The sequence below is a fragment of the Acinetobacter sp. SAAs474 genome (assembly GCF_032823475.1).
In the GTDB taxonomy this organism is placed as follows: domain Bacteria; phylum Pseudomonadota; class Gammaproteobacteria; order Pseudomonadales; family Moraxellaceae; genus Acinetobacter.
In genome coordinates, this window is record NZ_CP127915.1 from 639,287 (window position 1) to 656,609 (window position 17,323).

The window sequence follows — 17,323 nt, forward strand, 5'->3', positions numbered from 1 at the left end:
CCAACTTATTCTTACCCTACCCTACTTTAAATTACACCATTAAATATTAAGGAATTAAATATTTGTTTTATATTGATTTAGTTTAATATACTTTTAATATATTTAATGTAATTTATGTCGGTGAATATTGCCAAGGTTGGGGTATTAAAAGAATTAGAAGAACTCTTTAAACCTCATTTAAACAGTGTAGAAGACATTCTCCGCTATGAGAGCAATACGGCTCGCCAACGTATCAAAAGGAAATAAACCCATGCTCAAAAAACTTAATGTTTACTACAATGGGTGGGGGGAATATTGGCTTTAGGGTACACTGCTCTCCTCAACTGCAATCACAGATCGATGTATTAGCCCCTATAAAAACGGACATTTAACTTGCTAATTTTAGCGAACGAAATTCCCGAGGGGATTTCATTTTTAACCCACTATGTGGATGATTGCAATTATAGTCTTCAATCCAGATAGGTAAATATTGCTACTGGTACTGATCTGAATCATCAGCATATATCATCCCATCATCTTACTTTGATTGAGCTGTTTTTTTAAGCGATAGTCTAATGCTGCTCGACTAATACCCAATAATCGCGCTGCTTCAGATACATTCTGCCTTGATTTTTGCATTGCCATAGCAATCAATTGTCTTTCATGTTCATCCAAACAAAAACCCGGAGTAATCATGGCCTCTAAATTGGCTTGATGATCCGTAACGGTGACGCTATCTTGCTTAATTTGTGGAAATAAATGATGTAATTTAATTTCCTGTTGATCATCGACCAATAAAGTCGCTCGTTCCAATAAATTTTCTAATTCACGAATATTGCCCGGCCAGTCATAACTCATCACAAAATTTTTTGCTTTATCACTTAAGCCTTTTAAAGTTTTACCATACATGTTTTCAAAACGTGATAAAAAGTGTTGTATCAACAGTGGAATATCATCACGGCGTTCTCTTAAAGGGGGTATTTCGACTGGAAAGATATTTAAGCGATAATATAAATCAGCACGAAAACGCCCATCTTTCACTGCTTGTTCTAAATCTTCATTGGTTGCAGCTACAATACGAACATCTACTGTACGGGTTTGATGATCACCAACACGCTCAAACTCTCCCTCTTGTAGCATTCTTAATAATGCAGCTTGTGCACGTGCTGAGAGTTCAATTACTTCATCTAGAAAAATAGTGCCATGATGCGCACGCTCGAATTTCCCCATTCTGGTTTGTGTTGCACCAGTAAAAGCACCTTTTTCAACGCCAAATAATTCAGCTTCAATCAAATCTGGAGGAATACTGGCACAGTTTACAGCAACAAATGGCTGTCCTTGACGACAACTACTTTCATGAATACCGCGAGCAAAAGCTTCCTTGCCAACCCCAGTTTCACCTTGTAATAAAACAGCGACTTTACTGCCCGCAGATTTTTTTAATAAATCACAGACATGACGATAAGCAACCGACTCCCCAATAGAATTAAACATGGTGTAATCAGATTCAGCTTCAGTATAGATATTTTTTTTCAGTTCATTTAATTCGGCCTGTAAAGCGATTAATTCATCTGATACCGGATCTGGAGACATAAACTGAATGAGTTCATCCGCATTTTCCCATTCTTTTAATGGTTTACCAATGATGCGACAACATTCATCCCCTTTAGCAACACAATGTGTTTCTTGATAAATAATGGTTTGCCCCATCACAAAACTGGTATAACCGCAGGCATAGCCCAACAACATCCAACATGCTGACTCTTTCGCTGTACCAAATTCATTAAAATGTACTTCGGCTTCAAATGAATTTAACCAGTTAAAATCAGCATAAAATTGCTTATCTTCATGACTCAGTTTTAGCTCATTCACTTCAACTTGTACCATGCCACGGATACCGTGCATTTGTGGTCCTGCCATGAAAGCTTCGGCTTCGTTTAAATTAGGACGTAATTTCGATGTTACTTCTGCATCACGCAGCCCTGCCTGATAACCACAGCGAATAAAAAATCGTTTTGTTCTTTCCCATCCCAACATGTCACATAAATCTTTACGTAGATATCCCATCATGTGGGTGTGCATCAGTAACATTCGGTTTTCATCAAACCAAATTTTACCATGTTGAGTATCAAACTGAATTTTATCCAGCAAATCTTGAATATCTTTATTTTTTTCTAAAATTTGCGTATAAAATTTCGCATCTTTGGCTACCGGCATGACGAAATATCCATCCTTGGCTACATGTCGAAGTCTTCATCTTACCTAATCCTGACCAAAAAGCTTTACTACTTTATTATCATAATTTAATACTTTTAAAGTATTTAAATTTTTTAACCTGCTATTCACACAACTGACAGATCAGCATCGACCGCTCCATCTTCGAACTCAGATGATATTATCGCGATTTCACATATTCATCATTTGATGAAATGCACTACTTTCCAATTCATCTTTAGATGAATTTTAAATTGGCTTTATTTAAAAAAACAACAAATTAAAATAATAACTTTTTGATTTATATAACTTTAAAAAAGTTGGCATAGCTTTTGATATTACAAATACAGAATTTAAAAAATTTAATGTTGAAATGATTTCAACACATTGATGAAAGGATGACTTCAATGACCTTAGCACCACCACCTGATCAACTGATCAAATATATTCGTATTACAGGTGATCGTCATGCCAAGTTTGTCGAGTTCGACTTTGCCATTCATGATCCAACTTTATTTGTTGAACTGGTTCTTCCTCAAGCGGCTTTTCAACATTTTTGTGAAATTAATCACGTGGTCGAAATGACTGAAGCACAACAGGCTTGGAATGATGCTCAAGAAGATAAATGGCGTTATGGACTTGAACCTACGCTGATACATACGCCTTCAACTCAACTTGATCAAGATGATCAGCACTAAGTTTATAAGGAGATTCATATGACTTTAGAAATCAAAACATCCAGCATTACACCGATTCGTCAAAATTATGCCTATATAGAACGTCGTTTTGGTGCTAAACCTGCAACGCGTTATCAAGAAGTCAGCTTCGATATTCAAGGTGCGGCTAACTTTCATTATCGTCCCTTATGGAATCCTGATAAAAGTTTAAATGATGCAAATTATACTGCTTTAAAAATGCAAGACTGGTATGTCTTTAAAGATCCCCGTCAATTTTATTATGGTGCTTATGTACAACATCGCGCCCGTTTACAAGATATTGCAGAAAGTAATTATGCTTTTTTTGAAAAACGTCAACTGGCAGACAATTTAACGGCAACCGTCAAAAATAAAATCATCAGTTGCCTATTGCCCTTTCGTTATGTCGAACAAACAGCCAATTTACATATGATGTCTGGCAGTGCTTATGGCTATGGTACCGTGATCACCCAAGCCTGTATGTTTGCTGCTATGGATCGATTGGGTATGGCGCAATATCTTTCACGTATCGGCTTATTACTGGATGGTAATACAGGTGAGTCCTTACAACAGGCCAAAGAGATCTGGATGAATGATCCTGCATGGCAACCCTTACGTCAACTCTGTGAACAAAGCTTAACTGAACAGGATTGGTTCAAACTTTATCTATTACAAACCTTATTGATCGATAGTTTTATGCAAAGTCTGGTCTACGGACAATTTGATCAACTTTTGGTTGAACAAGGTGCACGAGATATTGCCATGCTGACTGAATTTATGCAGGACTGCATTACAGATTTACGTAAATGGGCAGATCCGGTCTTAAAGCTTGCTGTCGCAGAGTCTGATCAGAATAAAACATTAATTGAAGATTGGATTGCAACATTGCGCCCTCAGGTTGAAGCTGCTTTTTCTGCATGGTCAACACTTGCCTTAGCTGGCCAACCGATAGATGCAGGTTTAATCACACTCGAAGAGCGTATGAAAAAAGCCAATTTAAATAGCCTTACACCAAGCGCATAAGGACATGCCATCATGAGCTCTAAAGTTTATTTAGCCCTACAAGATAATGATACTTCACGTTATATCATTGAAGCGATAGAACAAGATAATCCCAATGCAACAATTCAGTATCTCCCAGCCATGATTCGTGTAGAAAGCACAACTGAACTGGTGATTCGTGCCGAAACAGTGACTGAAAAACTAGGTCAAGACTGGGACATTCAAGAATTACAACTGAATATGATTACCCTCGGCGGTAATGTCGACGAAGACGATGACACATTTACCTTGAAATGGAATTAAAGCTCAGCGTATGACGCTGATACACGCTCAAAGGATAATTAAATGAATACTCACGCTAAAACCTCAGCTAAAACAGCAACTAAAAAACTGAATGCCAAAGATCGCTATCGTATGCTGACACGTGATCTGGATTGGGAGTTTTCTTATGCAGACCGTAAAGATGCTTTTCCCTATGAAGAGTTTGAAGGCATTAAAATTACAGATTGGTCAAAATGGGAAGATCCATTTCGTCTAACCATGGACTCATACTGGAAATATCAAGCAGAAAAAGAAAAAAAACTTTATGCGATTTTTGATGCTTTTGCGCAAAATAATGGACAGATGAATGTTTCCAATGAACGTTATTTAAATGCAATTAAATTATTTCTTACGGCTGTAACTCCTCTTGAATACCAAGCCTACCAAGGCTATGCCCATGTTGGGCGCCAATTTAGCGGCATTGGTGCACGGATCGCATCACAAATGCAATCAATTGACGAATTACGTCATGTACAAACGCAAATCCATGCGATGAGCCATTACAACAAGTTCTTTGATGGCTTTCAGGACTGGGCACATATGCATGATCGTGTTTGGTATTTATCGGTACCAAAATCTTTCTTTGAAGATGCACGCTCTGCTGGGCCATTTGAGTTTTTATTGGCGATCAGCTTTGCCTTTGAATATGTGCTCACCAACTTGCTGTTCGTACCATTTATGTCGGGTGCTGCCTATAACGGTGATATGGCAACAGTAACCTTTGGTTTTTCAGCACAATCAGATGAAGCACGCCACATGACACTTGGCCTAGAAATTGTCAAATTCTTACTGGAACAACATGAAGATAATGTGCCGATTGTCCAAGAATGGATTGATAAATGGTTTTGGCGCGGTACACGCCTACTGTCGATTGTCGGCATGATGATGGACTATATGCTGCCAAATAAAGTCATGTCATGGAAAGAGGCTTGGGAAACTTATTTTGAAGAAGCTGGCGGTGCGTTATTTAAAGATCTCAGCCGTTATGGTATTCGCATGCCAAAATATTCAGAAGTTATTGAAAAAGAAAAAGAACATGTTTCACATCAGGCATGGTGGATCTTTTATAACTTTGGCCATGCAGCAGGATTTCATACTTGGATTCCCACTGATGAAGAAATGGACTGGTTATCTGAAAAGTATCCAGACACTTTTGATCAATACTACCGTCCAAAATGGGAACTGGCACGCAAGATGGAAGCTGAGGGTAAACGTTTTTATAGCGCAGGTTTACCACAACTCTGTCAAATCTGTCAGGTTCCAATGACCTTTACTGAAATGGATGGTGATCAAACCATGTTTAGTTATCGTGATTCCATCTATAAAGGTGAACGTTATCATACCTGTTCAGATGGTTGTCACGATATTTTCGAACGTGAACCTGAAAAATATGTTCAAGCATGGTTACCGGTAAATCAAATTTTACAAGGCAATTGTGGTGGTCCTGATTTAGATAGCATTTTACGTGATTATTATCAATTTAATGTCGGTGCAGATAATCTCGATATTGAAGGCTCACCAGATCAGCAACGCTGGAAAAAATGGAAAGGTGCCGTTTAATCGCGCACTGATTAAATCATAAGATCATCGATACCAAGATGATCTTCTTCTCAAGGACATTCGGAGAACACTCATGCCAGTAAAAGCCATTCGTCAAGACTATCAATTTGAGCCTCGTGATCTACAGAAAAATTATGGGGATAATCTACTACTTTATGTCGGCTGGGATCATCATACCCTCTTTTGTGCCGCACATGCACTACTGGTTTCACCACAACAAACACTACAAGATTTAATTGATCAACAAATCACAGCGACATTTTATCAACATCCTGAATTTGAAAAAATTGATTGGTCAACGGTGCAACTGATCTTAAATCGTCAACCTTTAGCTGCTGATTTTTCTAAAACCTTGGCTGAGCTAGGTTTTGACCATAAATCATTATTACGTTTTATCACACCAGATTTGAATGGTTATCAAGGTCGTCATGTATAAGGGAGTCTGTCGATGAGTTATCAAGTCACCATCGAACCTTTGGGTACCACCATTGAGGTTGAAGAAGATCAAACCATTTTAGATGCTGCACTACGCCAAGGTGTATGGCTGCCCTTTGCTTGTGGTCATGGCACATGTGGGACATGTAAAGTCACCGTCAATGATGGTTTTTTTGATGTTGGTGAGGCATCACCCTTTGCCTTAATGGACATTGAACGTGAAGAAAATAAAGTGCTTGCCTGTTGTTGTAAACCTGAATCAGACATGATCATTGAAGCAGATGTCGATGAGGATGAAGACTTTTTAGGTTATTTGGTACAGGATTTTCAGGCAACCGTATTAGAGATTGTATCGCTATCTCCAACCATTAAAGGTATTCGCTTAGCACTTGATCGTCCTATGGACTTCCAAGCAGGACAATATGTCAATATTCAATTCCCTGATATTGACGGAACACGTGCATTTTCAATTGCAAGCCCACCAAGCCAAAATCATATTCTTGAACTACATATTCGTCAGGTTCCAGGCGGTGCAGCAACACGCTACGTTCATGAACATTTGCAAGTGGGCGATACGCTCGATATTTCTGGTCCATATGGTCAATTTTTTGTCCGTAAATCAGATGATCAAGATATTATTTTCATCGCAGGTGGCTCAGGTTTATCTAGTCCACAATCCATGATTATGGATTTACTAGAACAGGGGGATAACCGTAAACTGTATTTATTCCAAGGCGCACGTGATCGTGCAGAACTATATAATGCAGATATTTTTCAACAATGGGCAAAGGACTATCCTAATTTCCATTATATTCCAGCTTTAAATGCAGCCAAAACAGCAGATCAGTGGGACGGCTTTAACGGTTTTGTCCATGAGGCTGTTGCCGATTTTTTCAGCCACAAATGCAGTGGACATAAAGCCTACTTATGCGGTCCTCCACCGATGATTGAGGCTGCCATTTCTACGTTGATGCAAAGTCGTTTATTCGAAAAAGATATTCATACAGAACGCTTTTTAAGCGCAGCTGATGGCGCCAGTGCCAATTCACGCTCTGCTTTATTTCGCCACATTTAATCAAGATCAGGTGAAACATATGTTTCACCACATCGAATCTATTTTATAACATGCTTTACCTGAGCAAGGATGATGCCAATGAACTATCAAGAGATTGATCATTTAGTTAAAACCATGAATGTGGATACTGCAAAAGGCCCAGTAGATCCCCGAGTCCAACAGATTGTTGTGCGTTTGGTCAGCGATTTATTTAAAGCGATTGAAGATTTAGATATTTCACAAACTGAATTATGGAAAGGGATTGAGTATTTAACAGATGCAGGTCAGGCCAATGAACTTGGCTTATTGGCAGCAGGTCTAGGTCTTGAACATTTTCTAGATCTACGTGCAGATGAAGCTGATGCACAAGCAGGTATCAGTGGTGGTACACCACGTACCATTGAAGGTCCACTGTATGTTGCTGGCGCACCTGAATCAATAGGTTTTGCACGTATGGACGACGGTACTGAATCACATCGATGTGACACTTTAATTATTGAAGGTAGTGTCAAGGATCATCAAGGCCAAATCATTCCCAATGCGAAAGTTGAAATCTGGCATGCCAATAGCTTAGGACGTTACTCATTCTTTGATCAATCACAATCAGATTTTAATTTACGTCGTTCAATTATCAGTGATACACATGGTCAATATCGTGCCCAAACCACTATGCCTGTTGGTTATGGTTGCCCACCAGAAGGCACAACCCAGTTTTTATTAAATAAATTAGGTCGTCACGGTAATCGACCATCACATGTTCATTATTTCGTTACAGCACCTGGTTATCGGAAATTAACCACACAATTCAATATCGAAGGTGATCAATACCTTTGGGATGATTTCGCCTTTGCAACACGAGACGGTTTAGTTGCAACAGCAATTGATATCAACGATCCAGCAGAAATAACAGCCCATGGTCTCACTGCGCCATTTAAGTATATTCAATTTAATATTGAATTGGTGCCAGATCAGGCAGGTGCACCATCCACTGATGTTAATCGTCGTCGCGCAAGCGCATAACGTTCGAACTTAAATCATGATGCTGCAGATGTGTTGATAGGTGATGTACGAACAATAAAGTTATTTTTTGCAATGCCTTTACTGCTTGCTCATCATGCGATCAATACATCATCTGCATGAGACGAAAATATAAATCAGCTTTTAATATCTGAATACAGCATAACTTTCATTAAAAAGGATTTTTTATGAATAAATTTGTGATTACAACTGCATTATTACTGATAACAAACAGTTTTATACAAAGTAGTTTTGCAACTGAAAATGGCTCAGATTCCTTTGCATTAGGTGCAGAAGGTATGATGGCCGGTGCATTACCACCGCCAGGGATCTATCTACTTAACTATTATCAAAACTATCATGCTGGAAAATTTATTGATGGTCCAGAAAATTTTCAACTCGATGTTCATGCCTTGATTCCACGCTTGGTGTGGATGACTGAAAAAAATTATTTAGGCGGACAACTTGGCGTTTATGCCGCACAACCCATCGTTAATTTACAATTGAATATTGCTGGCACTAGCGATCATCAAACAGCTTTAGGTGATTTAATTGCAGGTTCAATGTTAGGATGGCATCATGGCAATCATCACTGGATCACTGCATTAGAGGCAGTTTTTGCGACTGGCAAATATAATGCACCGACTGCAACAGAGCCAGTCATTGCAAATATTGGCAAAAATTATAATACCATTCGCCCAATTTTTGCATATAGCTATGCACCTGAAAATGGTTTAGATCTTTCTACCAAAATCTCTTACAGTTTTAATGATAAAAATGATGATACACAGTATAAATCTGGGCAATATTTTGCTGGAGACTATAGTATCGGGTATCGTTTAAATTCTCAGTTTAAAGTGGCTATACAAGGCTATGTATTTAAGCAAATGACTGCTGACCGTCTAGATGGTGTAGATATTGGACAGAAAGGGCAAGTTTTTGCGATTGGTCCAGGCATACAATATCAAGATAAAAATTGGTCATTAGAAGCAAAATATTTGACGGAAAGCCATGTGGAATATCGTCCCAAAGGACATAATGCTGTATTAAAGTTAACATGGGCATTTTAAGCGTTGTTGTCATTCACGAAGCTATGCAGACTGAAATTGTAAAAAGTCTGTATAACACAACACCATAAGAATCCACGTATCTTTCCTTTATATCCATTTCATTTATAGCAGTATTGTTGGCCAAAATGACATCACAGCAGAACCCTGTCAATCGTGTAAATTTTACATTTAATTTTAATATAAAATCTGAAGTCATTTTGCTTACAATCCTGCCAACAAACTATATTTTTAGGCAATATCACAATCCAGTTAACCACTTATTTTTATGTTTAATTTAATATTTATCTCTAATGATCTCCCCCTTCATACTCACATATAAAAACATATTTATAGTCATCACATAGCAGCGTATAGACGATCAAATATCAATTTAGTTACTTAAATGATCAATTTTATATCAAAAAATATGATAACCTTAAGTTTCTTGAGTATGTGCCTTACATTAAAAGTAAAATTAAAATATTGATTTAACTATTAATTAAACACATATTTATATTTTTTAATTCATATCCTATTTTGAGTAGATACATGATGATCTATAAATTTAGGACAGTGTTTTTTATCTAGAATCCTAAATTTAAACTCAACCTAGGAGCTGTATTAAGAACTCAAAACTAATGGAGATAGCAATGAGTCGAATTGCAATTATTGGCGCTGGCCCAAGTGGGATGGCACAACTAAGAGCGTTTCAATCGGCAAAGGCCAAAGGTCTACAAGTTCCTGAAATTACCTGTTTCGAAAAACAAAATGATTGGGGCGGACTATGGAACTATACATGGCGTACAGGTATAGATAAACATGGTGAACCCGTTCATGGCAGCATGTATCGTTACTTATGGTCTAATGGTCCTAAAGAAGCATTAGAATTTGCTGACTATACATTTGATGAACATTTTAAAAAACCAATTGGCTCTTATCCGCCACGTGCTGTGTTATGGGACTATATTAAAGGGCGAGCAGAAAAAGCCGGAGTAAAGCATCTGATTCGATTCAATAGCACAGTGCAGCGAGTTGATTATGATGCTGAAACAGAAAAATTTACGCTAGCAGTCGAAGATTACCAAAAGCAACAACATTATACTGAACAATTTGATTATGTTATTGTTGCATCTGGACACTTTTCAACACCGCATGTGCCTGTATATGATGGCTTTGAACGTTTTCATGGACGTATTTTACATGCACATGATTTCCGTGATGCATTAGAGTTTAAAGGAAAATCTATACTTTTACTCGGCAGTAGTTATTCTGCAGAAGATATTGGTTCACAGTGTTACAAATATGGTGCCAAGACCATTTATAATTGCTATCGTAGCAAAAAATTGGGCTATAAATGGCCAAAAAACTGGTTTGAGAAACATCAGCTATTACGCGTAGATGAAGATACTGCCTACTTTGCCGATGGTAGCTCTGCCAAAATAGATGTGATTATTCTATGTACAGGATACTTACATCATTTTCCATTTATAGCCAATGATCTTCGTTTAAGAACACATAATTGTTTATATCCTTTAGGACTGTATCAAGGTGTTGTATGGGAAAAAAATCCACGATTATTTTATCTGGGTATGCAAGATCAGTGGTATACCTTTAATATGTTTGATGCTCAGGCGTGGTATGTCAGAGATATTATCTTGGGACAAATTACATTACCGCCCGCAATACAAATGCAACAACATACTCAAGTATTACATTATCAAGAGCAACAACTTGCTAATGATGAGCAATTCGCCAAATTTCAGGGTGATTATATTCAAAATCTAATCGATGCAACTGATTATCCTTCATTTGATGTTCAGGCTGTCCATCAGATTTTCATGCAGTGGAAAAAGCATAAGAAAGAAAATATTATGGGATTTCGAGATCAAATCTATCGCTCTGTCATGACAGGAAGAATGGCTAAAAAACATCATACGCCATGGTTATATGCACTTGATGATTCTTTAGAAAGCTATCTTGATGAGGTCGTACAACAATACGCCATATAACGAGAGTGAACAATGAAAAACCTGGTGTCTATCAGGTTTTTCTGATCATTGCTTCTTTGATAACAATGACATATATCGTAAATCATATTGATCCATCCTATTTAATCATAAACTTTTTAAATCAATAATCAGAAATAAGATATAAAAAAATAAGCAAATGATAAAATTGATTTTAGGCTAAATCTTCCAATATAATTAAATTACATCGCTTCAGGGCGGGGTGCAATTCCCCACCGGTGGTAAATAAATATCAAGGTATATTTATCAGCCCACGAGCAAAGTTGCTAGCACAACAATGCAGATTTGGTGCAATTCCAAAGCCGACGGTATAGTCCGGATGAAAGAAGACGATGTCATGTGAAAATTGAAGTATTCATTTAATAAAATGAATGCTATTCATTTGGCATATTTTTTTTCTTGTCCTGAAATGTTCATTGCTATTTTACGTATACAAGAGCGTTTCAATGTCTAATTTAACTCAATCTAAACATATTCTTTCCTATCTTGCGGATTCAGAGCAACGTATTCAACAAGCATTACATGACATTCAAATGGGTAAACCCATTTTAGTTATGGATGATTTTGATCGTGAAAATGAAGCAGATTTAATCGTTGCTGCTGAAACATTAAATGTTGCAACCATGGCACAGATGATCCGTGATGGTTCTGGTATTGTGTGCTTAACATTAACCGAAGCATGGGCAGACCATTTACAATTGCCTCCGATGGTAATCGATAATTCCAGCCAATTTAAAACTGCATTTACCATTACCATTGAAGCGGCAACTGGCGTCACAACAGGTGTATCTGCTCAAGATCGTACCACGACGATTCATGCTGCTATTCAAGATGGTGCTGTCGCACAAGACTTAAATCGTCCCGGACATGTCTTTCCTTTACGCGGTCAAAATGGCGGTGTCTTAACACGTCGTGGGCATACTGAAGCATCGATTGACTTAGCAATTTTAGCCAATTTAAAACCAGCAGGTGTATTGTGTGAATTAACCAATCCAGATGGAACAATGGCTATTGGTGAACAAGTATATGCCTACGCTCAGCAACATCAATTGACATTAATTACCATTGATGAACTAGTACAATATCGCATTAAGTATCAACGTTAAAGCCTGACTAAGTTGATGGTATTTCGCGAGTGCTAATCAGCATAATGTACAGCGTAATCATCGATTCTAACGTGATCAGGTTTAATTGGATGATCAATATTATGATTGATCATCCAAACTACGCTTTTCATGTCAATACGAGGATCATTCGTCCTTTCACAAAGATGATCATGTCGTAATCTGAAAAGCCAAAGAAATCGCTGAGGCAGGTGTTGTTTGAGATAGTGGCCATTTTTGAGAAATGGTTTTTAATTGGGTATAAAAACGTGCTGCATCTGGGCCATACAAATGTGACTCACCAAATCTAGACCGTCTTAAGCCTCCAAAATTAAAGTAACTCACAGGCAATGGGACCGGCACATTGACACCGATCATTCCAGCTTCTACATTCATAAAAAATTGCTGTGCTGCCTGACCATTGGCTGTAAAAATAACAGCGCCATTGCCAAGTTCATGTTGATTAATTACCGCAATTGCCTCATCAAGTGTTTCCACTCTCAAGATGCCACGGACTGGGCCAAATACTTCTTGTCGATATAAATCCATTTCTGTAGTCAAGTGATCAAATAGTGTTGGCCCAACATAAAAACCTTGCTGATGTTCAGCATGCAAAAAATCTGCGCCATCAATCACCAGTTCCGCACCATCTTCGATCGATTGTTGAATAGACTTTAGGATATTATGCTGAGACTGTGCTGAAATGACGGCTCCAAAATCTGCATGAGGATCATTATAAGCACCTACTTTTAGTTTCTGCATTTTTTCGATAATTAATGTCTTTAACTGATTGGCAGTCTCTGTGCCAACAGGAACTAAAACAGAAACAGCCATACAGCGTTGACTGGCAGAACCAAAACCTGCTGAGATAAATGCATTGGCTGCAGCATCAAGATCAGCATCTGGCATCACCACCATATGATTTTTTCCGCCTGTAAATGCAGCAACCCGTTTATGTAAAGCCGTGGCTTGTTGATAGACATATTCTCCAACCTGCGTTGAACCTACAAAGCTAATAGCATCAATATCTGGATGTGCCAACATTGCATCAACCGTTATTTTATCACCTTGAACCACATTAAAAACACCGTCAGGTAATCCAGCTTGTTGCCATAATTCAGCTAAAAATATCGCTGCAGAAGGAACTTTTTCTGACGGCTTGAATACAATTGAATTTCCTACAGCTACAGCCATCGCGGTCATTACAACTGGAATCATGATTGGAAAATTAAAGGGTGTGATACATCCGACAACACCGATTGGCAAACGTAGTGAAAAAACATCAATATCGCCAGCAACATTCCGAGAATACTCACCTTTTGTAATATGCGGTGCATTACATGCAAACTCAATTCCTTCAATGGCGCGGCCAATTTCACCTTCAGCATCAGCAAGCGTTTTACCATGCTCACGACCAATAATTTCTGCAAGTAACGGTGTTTTTTCAATCAATAGTTCACGGAGTTTAAACAATACTTGTAAACGTGTCGCATGTGAAGCTTTTGCCCATTTTCGCGCATTTTCGGAAATTGCAGCCTGTACAGCCAAATCCACTATTGCGGCATCTGCATATGCACAACGAGCAATTTGCTCACTTGTAGATGGATTGTAGACCACCCCTGAATGTTGAAAGGTATCAATATGGCAACCAGCAATATAATGTCCAATAATAGCATCATGCATTTTTATGTCCTTGAAAATCAATCTATTGACTCATTATGAATACATCATGGTCAACGTCTCATAATAAATATAACCTGATTCTAAGCTGACAAATTTCTGATTTTGTACCATACAAATTCAAAAATCGATCAGCCAAATTCAATTTAGAATGCATTTAAGTCAATCTAAATCATGTTGTAGATCAATCCGATCGAAGTGATGTTGTTGGTTTTACTTTATGTAATGATGTTTGATGATGATCAATCAAATGATCTCGTTTCATAAAACAAGTACATAAAATTGCAAACAGAGCCATGGCAATAATATAAATAACGATTAAATCTGGACGACCATTTGCCATACTCAATAATTTAGTGGCAATTAATGGTGCCAACCCGCCGCCTAATACACCAGCAAACTGTACTGAAATGGAAATACCACTGTAGCGAATTTCTGCAGGAAACTGTCTGGCAAACAATTGTGATTGTGGTGCATACATAATGGGGAAAACGACACCGATTGCCAAAACAATAGCAAGCCAAACTAAAAATGAATCTTGACTATTTAATAGACTAAAGAAAGGATAACTATATAAACTCAATACCACGAGGCCAAACATAAACATATTACGTTGACCAACCTTATCGGATAAATAGCCACACAGTGGTGTCATCACCATAATCAATGCTGCGCCACAAATTGTTGCAAAAAGAATTTCTTGGCGTGCAATTCCAAGCTGAGTCGTGGTATAAGCCAGAGCAAAGGTTGACGCCAGATAAAACCAAGCATTTTCAGCTGCACGAGCAAAAATAATCGTGAAAACTTCACGTGGATGATTTTTAAAAACTTGCATGGCTGGAACTTTAATCTCTTGTGCCTGCGCCTTAATTTTTTCAAAATCTGGAGATTCTGGTACTTTGACACGAATATACCAGCCGACTCCCAATAAAATAATGCTTGCCAGAAAAGGAAGTCGCCATCCCCAACTTAACAAACTTGCTTCTGGAAGGAGAGATACTGCGCCTAATGCTAGAGAAGCAAGTAATAATCCTCCCCCAGAGCTGGCTTGAGGTAAACTCCCCCAAAAGCCCTTATTTCCTTCTGGTGCATGTTCAACAGCCATTAATACTGCGCCGCCCCATTCCCCTCCCATAGCCATACCTTGAATAAAACGCAATACCACTAAGAAAAATGTTGCCCAATACCCAATACTGTCATAAGTTGGCAGTAGACCAATCATAATCGTCGGAATACCCATCATCATTAATGTCGTTAGCAACATTGCTTTACGGCCAACTTTGTCACCAAAATGGCCAAAAACAATGCCACCGAGTGGACGTCCAATAAATCCAACGGCATAAGTTGCGAATGCGGCCAAAACACCCGTCAATGGATCTAGATTTGGGAAAAAAAGTTTATTGAAAATTAAAGCAGCAGCAGCGCCATAAATAAAGAAGTCATACCACTCTATAGTCGTACCGACCATACTTGATATACCTGCTAAGCGATGTGAAGATTGTTTTACTGGCGTTGTCGAACTGTGTAATTGATCCATAATACACCTCTACATTTTTTTAATTTTTCATCCATGTTTGACCTCATAGCAATCAAGTTATCGGTCTATTTTTATCATACTGATCAAATCATATATCCATCATCTAATGCTGAATATTCAAATCTGTTATCAGCATAATTACTGTGGATTAATTCTAATTTTCAGTCAATCTACTTAATTACTTAAGTAGTTTACTTCAAGAAATTGATATAAATAAATTATTGAGATTAATGATTTAATCTTATAATTTTGCAAATATTAATATTTTTATTCACAATTGATTTAACTTTAGTCTTAATTCTATTCAAATTTACCAATTGATACAAATTCCCATCGTATCACCTCTAGCAATTTATTATATTGATAGATTAAACCAACAAATATATTAAATGAATGATGATAGATTATAATCAACTTGCTTTTAAATTTAGTCCCGCCCCTCTCGTTGTTCTTCGTTATAGACATATTGTAGAAATGAATACAGCCTTTGCACGAATGTTTGGTTATAGCAAAGAAGAACTGATCAATTTATCGATTGTAAAAATTTTCCCAAGCGTTGAGGATTTTGAAAAAATTGGTCAAGATGCATTAAATAGCTTACGTCGCCAGAATAGTCGTTTTTATTCTGATCAACGTTTTATGCAACATAAAAGTGGGGAATTATTTTGGACACATACTCATGGGCAAACCTTGACACCCGATGATCCATTTCAATTAATGGTGTGGCACTTTGAGCGTAAAGATCGTATTCTTCATGCCACAGAAAAATTAACCAAACGTGAAACAGAAATCACCCAACATATTGTCAATGGTTTAACATGTAAAGAAATTGCCAGAAAACTCAATCTCTCTCATCGCACGATTGAAGTACATAAAGCCAATCTAATGAAAAAACTAGAAGTTCACTCCAAAGCCGAATTAACCTCCAAAATTATTATTCAGGAACATTTATAATTGTTGGATTGAATCGACATTTCTCATACCTGAAAATTAGGATCAATTATACTGTCTAATTCACTGATCAAAATCAATGCGATCAAGCAACATCAATCATGGCCATCGATAGCAGATTAAATGCTATCAAGATGATGGATGTTGTAGATACATTCCCTCATTTTTTTCAATTAATTTTTGGCATAAAAGAATCACTTTTTTGGTATGAAGAATAATCAGTTTTTGATGCTCAAGCTGTTTTTGATCCATAGGTTGACTGAGATGCTGATGCAGTATTTCTTCGCAAAAAAATAGCTCGAATGCAAGCTGATTTAAATTTTCATCATAAATTTGACTATGCACAAAAATATGTAATTCTTTAGCAAAAACAGGAATTAAGTTTAAATACAAACTGTCTAAGGTATGTAAGATATTTTCAGGATTATTTTCATGATGAACCATTTGATTTAAAAAATCTTCACTATAACGTCGAATGCGATACAAACTGGGAAATAACAATACAAAATATTTTTGTTTTTGTATTTGAAGTAAATATTGCGCCTTTTTCTGTTCTAAGTGATTTAAATATAATGGAATACTAATGGCAACAAAAATAGCAAAAACAGATCCAACAGCCTGAACCCAAGCCGCCAATTCTTGATTAAAAATTAAATCTGATTGTGTTAACACTGCAACATTCCTATTGATTATCAAATT

Annotated in this window: 15 protein-coding genes, 1 pseudogene and 1 riboswitch; of the genes and pseudogenes, 12 read left to right on the plus strand and 4 right to left on the minus strand. The window is 37.4% G+C overall.

Translation table 11 applies throughout. The annotated features are described in order from the left end of the window. Positions 1-120 precede the first annotated feature (120 nt). A pseudogene (locus QSG86_RS03995) lies at positions 121-246 on the plus strand (XRE family transcriptional regulator); the annotation flags it as partial. Between the two features lie 258 nt (positions 247-504). Here the strand turns inward: QSG86_RS03995 and mobR are convergent. Continuing rightward, the gene (gene mobR, locus QSG86_RS04000) at positions 505-2,196 is read right to left on the minus strand and encodes a phenol degradation transcriptional regulator MobR (protein WP_317030307.1); all 1,692 of its coding nucleotides are present in this window, start codon (positions 2,194-2,196) and stop codon (positions 505-507) included. 404 nt (positions 2,197-2,600) lie between these two features. Here mobR and QSG86_RS04005 point away from each other — a divergent pair, with 404 nt between their 5' ends. From QSG86_RS04005 to ribB, 10 genes are all read left to right on the plus strand, one after another. Continuing rightward, positions 2,601-2,891, plus strand: coding sequence for a phenol hydroxylase subunit (locus QSG86_RS04005; RefSeq protein WP_317030308.1), 291 nt, complete (start codon positions 2,601-2,603; stop codon positions 2,889-2,891). An 18-nt stretch (positions 2,892-2,909) separates the two neighbouring features. Continuing rightward, positions 2,910-3,911, plus strand: coding sequence for an aromatic/alkene monooxygenase hydroxylase subunit beta (locus QSG86_RS04010; protein ID WP_317030309.1), 1,002 nt, complete (start codon positions 2,910-2,912; stop codon positions 3,909-3,911). Between the two features lie 12 nt (positions 3,912-3,923). Beyond that, entirely contained in the window at positions 3,924-4,193 is a 270-nt protein-coding gene (locus QSG86_RS04015; RefSeq protein ID WP_317030310.1) for an MmoB/DmpM family protein, read from the plus strand. Between the two features lie 42 nt (positions 4,194-4,235). Next, complete coding sequence (locus tag QSG86_RS04020; protein WP_317030311.1) at positions 4,236-5,771, plus strand: aromatic/alkene/methane monooxygenase hydroxylase/oxygenase subunit alpha; 1,536 nt, start codon at positions 4,236-4,238, stop codon at positions 5,769-5,771. A 73-nt stretch (positions 5,772-5,844) separates the two neighbouring features. Further along, on the plus strand, positions 5,845-6,207 hold the full coding sequence (locus tag QSG86_RS04025; RefSeq protein WP_317030312.1) for a phenol hydroxylase subunit P4: 363 nt from the start codon (positions 5,845-5,847) through the stop codon (positions 6,205-6,207). A 12-nt stretch (positions 6,208-6,219) separates the two neighbouring features. Next, positions 6,220-7,281, plus strand: a complete 1,062-nt coding sequence (locus QSG86_RS04030) for a phenol 2-monooxygenase domain-containing protein (RefSeq protein WP_317030313.1) — start codon at positions 6,220-6,222, stop codon at positions 7,279-7,281. Positions 7,282-7,359: 78 nt separating this feature from the next. Further along, positions 7,360-8,280, plus strand: a complete 921-nt coding sequence (gene catA, locus QSG86_RS04035; RefSeq protein WP_317030314.1) for a catechol 1,2-dioxygenase — start codon at positions 7,360-7,362, stop codon at positions 8,278-8,280. Positions 8,281-8,465: 185 nt separating this feature from the next. After that, the gene (locus tag QSG86_RS04040; RefSeq protein WP_317030315.1) at positions 8,466-9,347 is read left to right on the plus strand and encodes a transporter; all 882 of its coding nucleotides are present in this window, start codon (positions 8,466-8,468) and stop codon (positions 9,345-9,347) included. Between the two features lie 629 nt (positions 9,348-9,976). Further along, positions 9,977-11,335 (plus strand): NAD(P)/FAD-dependent oxidoreductase, encoded by a 1,359-nt coding sequence (locus QSG86_RS04045; RefSeq protein WP_317030316.1) that lies wholly within the window; start codon positions 9,977-9,979, stop codon positions 11,333-11,335. Positions 11,336-11,538: 203 nt separating this feature from the next. After that, positions 11,539-11,688: riboswitch (FMN riboswitch) on the plus strand. A gap of 111 nt (positions 11,689-11,799) precedes the next feature. Further along, on the plus strand, positions 11,800-12,459 hold the full coding sequence (gene ribB, locus QSG86_RS04050) for a 3,4-dihydroxy-2-butanone-4-phosphate synthase (protein ID WP_317030317.1): 660 nt from the start codon (positions 11,800-11,802) through the stop codon (positions 12,457-12,459). A gap of 168 nt (positions 12,460-12,627) precedes the next feature. Here the strand turns inward: ribB and QSG86_RS04055 are convergent, their stop codons facing one another. Together QSG86_RS04055 and QSG86_RS04060 are read right to left on the minus strand one after the other, a co-directional pair. After that, a complete protein-coding gene (locus QSG86_RS04055; RefSeq protein ID WP_317030318.1) occupies positions 12,628-14,139 on the minus strand; it encodes a CoA-acylating methylmalonate-semialdehyde dehydrogenase in 1,512 nt (503 codons plus the stop codon). Positions 14,140-14,320: 181 nt separating this feature from the next. Then, complete coding sequence (locus QSG86_RS04060; protein ID WP_317030319.1) at positions 14,321-15,673, minus strand: MFS transporter; 1,353 nt, start codon at positions 15,671-15,673, stop codon at positions 14,321-14,323. A gap of 393 nt (positions 15,674-16,066) precedes the next feature. Between QSG86_RS04060 and QSG86_RS04065 the strand changes: the two genes are divergently transcribed. Further along, the gene (locus QSG86_RS04065; RefSeq protein WP_317030320.1) at positions 16,067-16,627 is read left to right on the plus strand and encodes a LuxR C-terminal-related transcriptional regulator; all 561 of its coding nucleotides are present in this window, start codon (positions 16,067-16,069) and stop codon (positions 16,625-16,627) included. Positions 16,628-16,753: 126 nt separating this feature from the next. Here the strand turns inward: QSG86_RS04065 and QSG86_RS04070 are convergent, their stop codons facing one another. Beyond that, on the minus strand, positions 16,754-17,296 hold the full coding sequence (locus QSG86_RS04070; protein WP_317030321.1) for a hypothetical protein: 543 nt from the start codon (positions 17,294-17,296) through the stop codon (positions 16,754-16,756). Positions 17,297-17,323: the final 27 nt, after the last annotated feature.

Coding starts and splice junctions, on each gene's coding strand:
- ribB (WP_317030317.1), top strand. CDS start 11,800: ATGTCTAATTTAACTCAATCTAAACATATTCTTTCCTATCTTGCGGAT.
- QSG86_RS04065 (WP_317030320.1), top strand. CDS start 16,067: ATGATGATAGATTATAATCAACTTGCTTTTAAATTTAGTCCCGCCCCT.
- QSG86_RS04015 (WP_317030310.1), top strand. CDS start 3,924: ATGAGCTCTAAAGTTTATTTAGCCCTACAAGATAATGATACTTCACGT.
- catA (WP_317030314.1), top strand. CDS start 7,360: ATGAACTATCAAGAGATTGATCATTTAGTTAAAACCATGAATGTGGAT.
- QSG86_RS04005 (WP_317030308.1), top strand. CDS start 2,601: ATGACCTTAGCACCACCACCTGATCAACTGATCAAATATATTCGTATT.
- QSG86_RS04020 (WP_317030311.1), top strand. CDS start 4,236: ATGAATACTCACGCTAAAACCTCAGCTAAAACAGCAACTAAAAAACTG.
- QSG86_RS04030 (WP_317030313.1), top strand. CDS start 6,220: ATGAGTTATCAAGTCACCATCGAACCTTTGGGTACCACCATTGAGGTT.
- QSG86_RS04025 (WP_317030312.1), top strand. CDS start 5,845: ATGCCAGTAAAAGCCATTCGTCAAGACTATCAATTTGAGCCTCGTGAT.
- QSG86_RS04010 (WP_317030309.1), top strand. CDS start 2,910: ATGACTTTAGAAATCAAAACATCCAGCATTACACCGATTCGTCAAAAT.
- QSG86_RS04055 (WP_317030318.1), bottom strand. CDS start 14,139: ATGCATGATGCTATTATTGGACATTATATTGCTGGTTGCCATATTGAT.
- mobR (WP_317030307.1), bottom strand. CDS start 2,196: ATGCCGGTAGCCAAAGATGCGAAATTTTATACGCAAATTTTAGAAAAA.
- QSG86_RS04040 (WP_317030315.1), top strand. CDS start 8,466: ATGAATAAATTTGTGATTACAACTGCATTATTACTGATAACAAACAGT.
- QSG86_RS04060 (WP_317030319.1), bottom strand. CDS start 15,673: ATGGATCAATTACACAGTTCGACAACGCCAGTAAAACAATCTTCACAT.
- QSG86_RS04045 (WP_317030316.1), top strand. CDS start 9,977: ATGAGTCGAATTGCAATTATTGGCGCTGGCCCAAGTGGGATGGCACAA.